Source organism: Micromonospora sp. NPDC005215 (genome assembly GCF_040607915.1).
Lineage (GTDB): Bacteria > Actinomycetota > Actinomycetes > Mycobacteriales > Micromonosporaceae > Micromonospora.
In genome coordinates this window covers 146,620-154,503 of the sequence record NZ_JBEXHQ010000009.1, presented here as the reverse complement: position 1 = coordinate 154,503, position 7,884 = coordinate 146,620, and the positions used below count along the sequence as shown (strand labels likewise).

General features: G+C 72.6%; 7 protein-coding genes. All 7 read right to left on the bottom strand.

The features are described from left to right. Nucleotides 1-86 precede the first annotated feature (86 nt). The 7 genes from ABZU25_RS10410 to kynU are packed head-to-tail and all read right to left on the bottom strand — an operon-like array spanning nt 87 to nt 7,811. Nucleotides 87-860 carry a fumarylacetoacetate hydrolase family protein gene (locus tag ABZU25_RS10410; RefSeq protein WP_355029031.1) on the bottom strand — a complete coding sequence of 258 codons (774 nt, stop codon included), beginning with the start codon at nt 858-860 and terminating at the stop codon, nt 87-89. Beyond that, nucleotides 857-1,921, bottom strand: coding sequence for a 4-hydroxy-2-oxovalerate aldolase (dmpG, locus tag ABZU25_RS10405; protein ID WP_355029030.1), 1,065 nt, complete (start codon nt 1,919-1,921; stop codon nt 857-859). Before dmpG ends, ABZU25_RS10410 begins: the two co-directional genes overlap by 4 nt. Further along, nucleotides 1,918-2,850 carry an acetaldehyde dehydrogenase (acetylating) gene (locus tag ABZU25_RS10400; protein WP_355029029.1) on the bottom strand — a complete coding sequence of 311 codons (933 nt, stop codon included), beginning with the start codon at nt 2,848-2,850 and terminating at the stop codon, nt 1,918-1,920. Before ABZU25_RS10400 ends, dmpG begins: the two co-directional genes overlap by 4 nt. Next, nucleotides 2,847-3,644 (bottom strand): fumarylacetoacetate hydrolase family protein, encoded by a 798-nt coding sequence (locus tag ABZU25_RS10395; RefSeq protein WP_355029028.1) that lies wholly within the window; start codon nt 3,642-3,644, stop codon nt 2,847-2,849. The genes ABZU25_RS10400 and ABZU25_RS10395 overlap by 4 nt, the downstream gene beginning before the upstream one ends. 20 nt (nt 3,645-3,664) lie before the next feature. Continuing rightward, nucleotides 3,665-5,146, bottom strand: a complete 1,482-nt coding sequence (locus ABZU25_RS10390; protein WP_355029046.1) for a 2-hydroxymuconic semialdehyde dehydrogenase — start codon at nt 5,144-5,146, stop codon at nt 3,665-3,667. Between the two features lie 23 nt (nt 5,147-5,169). After that, complete coding sequence (locus ABZU25_RS10385) at nt 5,170-6,498, bottom strand: NAD(P)/FAD-dependent oxidoreductase (protein WP_355029027.1); 1,329 nt, start codon at nt 6,496-6,498, stop codon at nt 5,170-5,172. Then, entirely contained in the window at nt 6,495-7,811 is a 1,317-nt protein-coding gene (gene kynU / locus ABZU25_RS10380; RefSeq protein ID WP_355029045.1) for a kynureninase, read from the bottom strand. Before kynU ends, ABZU25_RS10385 begins: the two co-directional genes overlap by 4 nt. Nucleotides 7,812-7,884: the final 73 nt, after the last annotated feature.

The following is a 7,884-nucleotide window of genomic DNA, read 5'->3' as shown; positions in this document are numbered from 1 at the left end:
CTCAACCTGGGTACGGCCGGCGCGTTGCGTTCCGGGTTGGCCGGCATCCACGAGGTCGCCACCGTGCTCCAGCACCCCCACCCCGATCACGAGCAAGCCCGCAGCGACGCCGTGCCGAGCTTCTCCACGACGGCACGGACGTGCGCGCCGGGACGCAGTGGGACAGCGGCCGTGGCCGCGCCGGCCAGGAACACCCAGCCGGACTCCAATCGCACCCCGTGCCGGCCGGCCAACCGGATGCCCTCGTCGAGGGCCCGGCGCGGATCGCCGAGGATCGCCGCCGTCGAACCGACCTGCGCCACCCGACCGTCGATTTCCAGCAGCACGCCCAGGTTGTCCAACCCGTCGGGCACCGGCGACCACGGCCCGATCACGAACGCGGCGGCCGAGGTGTTGTCGGCGACCACGTCCGGCAGCGAGAAGCGGAAGTCCGCGTACCGGGAGTCGATCAGCTCGATGGCCGGCGCGACCGCGCCGACGGCCGTGGCGAAGTCGCCGACCGGCTCGCCCGGCTCGGGGAGCCGGTCCAGCAGGAACGCCACCTCCGGCTCCACCCGGGGATGGATGTACGCGGACAGGTCCACGGCGCCCCCGTCGGGCACCCGCATCGCGTTGGTGAGCCGCCCCCAGATCACCTCGTCCACCCCGACCTGGGCCATCTTCGCCCGGCTGGTCAGCCCCATCTTCAGCCCGACCAGCCGCTCACCGGCGTCGAGGCGGCGCTGGAGCAGCGCGGCCTGCACGGCGTACGCGGCATCCACGTCGAGGCCGGTCTCGGCGGCGAGCTGCGGGATCGCGGTGGCCGTGGCCGCTGCCACGCCCAGCCTCTCGGCGATCCCCGCGACGTCTGGTCCGATCATGACTGCTGCTCCTTGCCGGCCAGGTCGAGTGCGACGTCCACGATCATGTCCTCCTGGCCGCCGACCATCCGACGCCGGCCCAGCTCGACAAGGATCGAGCGAACGTCCACGCCGTACTTCGTGGAGGCCCGCTCGGCGTGCCGCAGGAAGCTGGAGTAGACCCCCGCGTACCCCAGGGAGAGCGTCTCCCGGTCCACCTGGACCGGTCGGTCCTGCAACGGGCGGACGATGTCGTCGGCGGCGTCCATCAGCGCGAACACGTCGCAGCCGTGCTTCCAGCCGTGCAGCTCGGCGACCGCCACGAAGACCTCCAGCGGCGCGTTGCCGGCACCCGCGCCCATCCCGGCGAGGGAGGCGTCGACGCGGACGGTCCGGCCGTGGGGTGCGGCCGGTCCCACCGGCGCGGAGCCGGTGACCCGGCCGTGCTCGACGGCGAGCACGCTGTTTGCCACCCCGAGCGACAGGTTGTGGTGCGCGTGGATGCCGATCTGCGTCTCCGGGGCGAGGACCTGCCGGTACGCGTCGACCCGCTGCGCCACGTCGGACATGAGCAGCCGACCGCCGGAGTCGGTCACGTAGACGCAGTGCGCCCCGTACGACTCCATGAGCTTGGCCTGCCCGGCCAGCCCGGCCGGATCGTTCATGTGCGACATCATCAGGAACCCGGCCACGTCCATGCCGTTCTCCCGGGCCCAGGAGATGTGCTGGGCGGAGATGTCCGCCTCGGTGCAGTGGGTGGCGATCCGCACGCTCGTCACACCGAGCGCCTTCGCCGCCTTCAGGTCGGCGATGGTGCCGATGCCGGGCAACAGCAGGGTGGTCAGCTTCGCAGTGGTCAGCACCTCGGCGGCGGCGGAGATCCACTCGGCGTCGCTTGCCGCGCCGTGGCCGTAGTTGACGCTGGAACCGGCGAGCCCGTCGCCGTGCGCCACCTCGACGGCGGCCACCCCGGCGGCGTCCAGCGCGGCGGCGATGGTGCGTACCTGATCGACTGTGTACTGGTGGGCGATGGCGTGCATGCCGTCGCGCAGCGTCACGTCCTGGATGTACAGGTCGGTCATGGCGCGGCCACCTCCGAAGAACGCAGGGCGACCAGCCGCTCCGCGGTGCGCAACGCGGCGGAGGTCATGATGTCCAGGTTGCCGGCGTACGCGGGCAGGTAGTGCCCGGCTCCGGAGACCTCCAGGAAGACCGACACCTGCAACGCGGTGAGCTGCCGCCCGAGCGTCGGCAGGTACGCCCGCACCCGGTCGAACTGCACGTCCTGCTTGAGTCGGTAGCCGGGAACGTACTCCTGCACGGCCGCCACCATGTCCGCCACCGAGGCGGCGATGGCCTCGGTGTCGGCGTCGGCGTCCGGGCAGAGGCAGTAGACGGTGTCGCGCATCAGCAGCGGCGGGTCCGCCGGGTTCAGCACGATGATCGCCTTGCCCCGTTCGGCCCCTCCGACCACCTCGATGGCCCGCGCCGTGGTCTCGGTGAACTCGTCGATGTTCGCCCGGGTGCCGGGCCCCGCCGACCTCGACGCGATCGAGGCGACGATCTCCCCGTACGCCACCGGGGTGACCCGGCGGACGGCGGCGACGATCGGCACTGTGGCCTGCCCGCCGCAGGTCACCATGTTGACGTTCGACTCGTGCAGGTGCTCGTCGAGGTTGACCGGCGGCACCACGTACGGGCCGAGCGCGGCCGGGGTCAGGTCGACCACCGTCCGGCCGTGCGCGCGCAGCACCTCGTCGTGGTGCCGGTGCGCGCCGGCCGAGGTGGCGTCGAAGACCAGCTCGACGTCGGCGAACTCGGGCATCGCCACCAGCCCGTCCACGCCGTCGGCGGTGGTGGCCACGCCGAGCCGGCGAGCGCGCGCCAGGCCGTCGGAGGCCGGGTCGATGCCGGCCATCGCCACCATCCGCAGGCTGTCGCTGAGCCGCAACACCTTGATCATCAGGTCGGTCCCGATGTTGCCGGAACCGAGCACCGCCACTCCGGTCACTGGTTGCCTCCGTTGCTGAAGCAGGTGCGCACCGAACCGAGGCCGGAGATCCGCGCCTCGTACGCGGCTCCCGGGGTGACCGGCACCATCGGGCCGAGCGCCCCGGAGAGCACCACGTCCCCGGCGCGTAGCGGGTCACCGGCGCGCGCGAGGGTGCCGGCCAGCCAGTGCAGGGCGTGCAGCGGGTTGCCCAGGCAGGCCGCGCCCGCGCCCACCGAGACCGGTTCACCGGCGTGCTCCAGCACCATCCCGCACAGCCGCAGGTCGACGTCGGCGAGTCGGCGGGGCGTGGTGCCGAGCACGAAGAGCCCGCTGGAGGCGTTGTCCGCGACGGTGTCGACGATGGAGATGTCCCAGCCGGCGATCCGCGAGTCGACGATCTCGATGGCCGGCAGCACACAGTCGACAGCGCGGATCAGGTCGACAGTGGTGAGCTGCGGGTCCGGGAGACCCTTGTCGAGCACGAACGCGATCTCCGCCTCGACCCGCGGCTGGAGCAGCCGGTCGATGGGCACCTCGACCCCGTCGCCGACCGCCATCGCGTCGGTCAGCATGCCGAAGTCCGGCTGGAACACCCCGAAGGTCTCCTGCACCGCCCGGGACGTCAGCCCGATCTTCGCGCCGACCCGGCGTTCGCCGCGGCCCTGCCAGGCCCGCGCCTGGAGCTGCTGCACCCGGTACGCGGACTCGACGTCCCCCTCCGCCAGCAGTCGACCCCGCAGCGGCGGGCACGGCTTGCCGGTGCTGCGGGCGTCAGCCAGCTCCCGGTTGGCGGCCTCGATGTCAGCTTGCATGCCCGCTCCCTCGCCACGGCTCACGACAGGTCCACGCAGACGTTCGTCAGTTCGGAGTAGAAGTTCAACGAGTGCACGCCGCCCTCGCGGCCGATGCCGGACGCCTTCACCCCGCCGAACGGGGTGCGCAGGTCACGCAGGAACCAGGTGTTGACCCAGACGATGCCGGCGTCCAGCCGGGCACCGGCGCGGTGCGCGACGCCCACGTCCCGGGTCCACACGGTCGCCGCGAGGCCGTACTCGGTGCCGTTCGCCAGGGCGTACGCCTCGTCCTCGGTGTCGAACGGGGCGACGTGCACCACCGGGCCGAAGATCTCCTCGCGGTTGGTGCGGGCGTCCGGGCCGAGCCCGGTGAGCACTGTCGGCTGCACGTACGACCCGCCGTCGCGGGCGTCGCCGAAGGTGGGCGTGCCGCCACCGGTGAGCACCTCGGCGCCCTCGGTGCGGGCCAGCTCGTACGCGCCGAGGACCTTCGACCGGTGCTGGTGGGAGATCAGCGGCATGGTGGCGGTGGCCTCGTCGGTCGGCCAGCCGTACGACAGCTCAGCGGCCCGCTTCGCCAGCCGGGCGGTGAACTCCTCGAAGACCGGGCGCTGCACGTAGAGGCGTTCCGTGCAGAGGCACACCTGTCCCCCGTTGGTGAAGCTCGACCGCACCGAGCCGGCCACCGCGGCGTCCAGGTCGGCGTCGGCGAAGACCAGGCCGGCGTTCTTGCCGCCCAGCTCGAAGCTCACTGCCTTCACCCCGTCGGCGGCGGCCCGCATGATCGCGCCGCCGGTGGCCGACTCGCCGGTGAAGGTGATCGCGTCGACCCCCGGGTGGCGGGTGAGGTGCTCGCCGGCCGAGTCGGGCCCGAAGCCGTGCACCAGATTGAACACCCCGGCCGGTACGCCCGCGGCGGCCATCACCTCGGCGAGCACCGTCGCCGAGGCGGGCGTCTCCTCGCTGGGCTTGACCACCACGGTGTTGCCGCAGGCCAGCGCCGGGGCCACCTTCCACGTGAGCAGCAGCAGCGGCAGGTTCCACGGCACGATGACCGCGACCACGCCGACCGGCTTGCGCAGCGCGTAGTTGAGCGCCCGGCCACCGGTCGGGGTGACAGTGGTGAACGACTCGGTGGGGGCGGTCGCCACGATCTCGGCGAACGCCCGGAAGTTCGCCGCGCCGCGCGGGATGTCCAGTGTGCGGGCCTGGGCGATGGACTTGCCGGTGTCGGCGACCTCGGCGGTGACCAGATCGTCGAAGCGGCGCTCCAACTCGTCGGCGACCCGGCGCAGCATTTCCGCGCGTTCCCGCTCGCCCATCCGGCCCCACGGTCCGCGCAACGCGGCCCGCGCGGCGGCCACCGCGTCGTCCACAGTGGACCGCGATGCCTCGACCACCTCGAAGACCTGCTCCCCGGTCACCGGGCTGGCCTTGGCGAACGTCGGACCACCGTCGACGAACTCGCCACCGACGAAGTTGCGCAACCGCTGCGGCCCGGCCGGCGGGTGGCCGGCCATCAGCCGCGCATCCCAGTTGGCGGTCATCCGCGCCTCCCTCGACCGAGTGTCGCGCCGACCAGCAGCAGCGCGGCTCCGCCGACGACCGCGCCGAGCACCCGGTGCTGCCGGCGCACCCGGCGGCGCACCTCCGCGTACGGGGTGGTGGAGAAGGACACCAACTCGTACTGGGAAACGTACCGGCCGGGCAGGGCGCGTTCCAGTGCGTGCTCGATCCTGCGGCGGAGCTGGAAGACCGGGGAGGCCACCTTGTCCCGCATCTCCACGAAGTTGGTGAGCGCCATCGTGGCGATGGCCTCGGCGTTCTCCTGGCGGCGTCGCTGGAACAGCGGCAGCGCCGCCAACCAGTCGTCGGCGCACTCGTCCAGGCAGCGGTCCAGCTCGACCACGTCCTCGAACGCGCAGTTGGCGCCCTGACCGTAGAACGGCACTATCGCGTGCGCCGCGTCGCCGAGCAGCCCGACCTTGCCGAAGACCTGCCACGGGGCGCAGCGAACCGTGCCGAGCACGCCCACCGGGTTGTGCTGGTAGTCGTCGACCAGGTTCGGCGCCAATCCGATGACGTCCGGGTAGTGCGTGGCGAAGTGCTCCTCGATCGCCGCCGGGTCGTCCAGGGCCGCGAAGCTCCCGGCGCCCTCGGTGGGCCAGAACAGCGTGCAGGTGAAGGAGCGGTCCGGGTTGGGCAGCGCGATCATCATCGAGGTGCCGCGCGGCCAGATGTGCAGCGCGTCCGGATCGAGCGCGAAGTCCCCGCCCAGCGGCGGGATCGTCAGCTCCTTGTAGCCGTAGTCGAGGAAGTCCACGCTCTCGTCGAGCAGCCCGTACGCGAGCAGTTGCCCGCGTACCGCGGAGCCGGCGCCGTCGGCGCCCAGCACGACCGACGCCTTGGCGGCGACCGTACCCTGCGGGGTTTCGAAGCTCAGGGTCCCGTCGGTCGGGTCGAGCCCGACCAGCCGGTGGTCGAAGACGACCCGTACTCCGGGCAGCGCGGCGGCCTCGTCCAGCAGGGCGTTGTTCAGGGCACCCCGGCTGATCGAGTTGATCGCCCGGTCACCGGCCGCGCTGTACGACTGGAACTGCTGCTCCCCCGCCACCGGGTGGATCATCCGGCCGCGCATCGGCAGGGCGTCGGTAAGCACCTGCTCGGCCAGCCCGATCCGGCGCAGCGCGTCCAGGCCGCGCTCGGAGAGCGCCAGGTTGATCGAGCGACCGCGCTCGGCCGTACCGGCCCGCGGGTCGGACCGGCGCTCGTAGAGGGCCACCGGGTAGCCACGCCGGGCCAGGAAGCAGGCGGCCAGGCAGCCGGCCAGCCCGGCGCCGATGACCGCGATCTCGTCCCGCCGCTTCGTCATGAGGTCACCTGCCCGACCGTCGCCGCCAGCGCGGCAGCGGCCCGCCAACAGTCGTGGTACGTGGAGTAGAGCGGCACCGGGGCGAACCGGACGACGTCCGGCTCACGGGCGTCGGCGATGACGCCGTGCTCGTACCGCAGGCGTTTGGTCAGCTCGGCGGCGCTGCCGCCGCCGATGCGGACCGAGAGTTGGCAACCCCGCCGGGCCGGGTCGCGCGGGGTGATCACGCGCAGCGGTCGGTCGGTGACGACCTCGTCCAGCAGTGACTCCAACCAGCCGGTGAGTCGCTGGCTGCGGGCGCGCAACGCGGGCATGCCGACCGCGTCGAACAGCTCCAACGAGGTACGCACCGGGCCCATCGCGAAGATCGGCGGGTTGGAGATCTGCCAGGCCTCCACCGTCGCGGGCGGCCGGGACACCGCTGTCATCTCGAACCGGGTGGCCGCCGCGGTGCTCCACCAACCCTCGAAGCGGGGCAGGTCCTCATCACCGAGGTGCCGCTCGTGCACGAAGACGCCCGCCAGCGCGCCCGGGCCCGAGTTCAGGTACTTGTAGGAGCACCAGGCCGCGAAGTCGACGTCCCAGTCGTGCAGGGCCAGCGGCACGTTGCCGACCGCGTGGGCCAGGTCCCAGCCGACCACCGCACCGGCGGCCCGGCCGGCAGCCGTGATCGCCGGGAGGTCCAACAACTCGCCGGTCAGGTAGTTGACCCCGCCGAGCAGCACCAACGCCACCCGGTCACCCTCGGCGGCCAGGTAGTCGGTCACGTCCTCGGTGCGCAGGGCGTCCTCGCCGGCACGCGGACGCAACCGGACCACTGTCTCGTCCGGGTCCAGGCCGTGGAACCGGGCCTGACTGCGCACCGCGTAGCTGTCCGAGGGGAACGCCGCGTCCTCGATGACGATGCGGGTGCGAACGCCGGCCGGGCGGTAGAAACTCACCATCAGCAGGTGCAGGTTGACAGTGAGCGAGTTCATCACCACGGTCTCCGCGGGCCGGCCGCCGACCAGTCGGGCGGCCGGCGCGGTCAACAACTCGTGGTACGGCAGCCAGGCGCGCTCCGCCTCCAGGTGCCCCTCGACGCCGAGCCGCCCCCAGGCGTCCAGATCGGCAAGGAGTTCGTCGCGGGTGGCCCGGGGTTGCAGGCCGAGCGAGTTGCCGGCCAGGTACGCCGACTCGCTGTGGTCGCCGCCATCGGCCGGCGGCACGTGGAACAGGTGCCGGTGGCCGGGGTCGGCATCGTCGCGGCGGTGCGCTTCCGCCTCGCCAGCGGCGAGGCCCGTCGGCTCCGCCTCGCCAGCGGCGAGGCCCATTGGCTCCGCCTCGCCAGCGGCGAGGCCCAGCGGCTCGGCTTCAGGGGTCGTCATTGCGGGTTCTCGCTCTCCG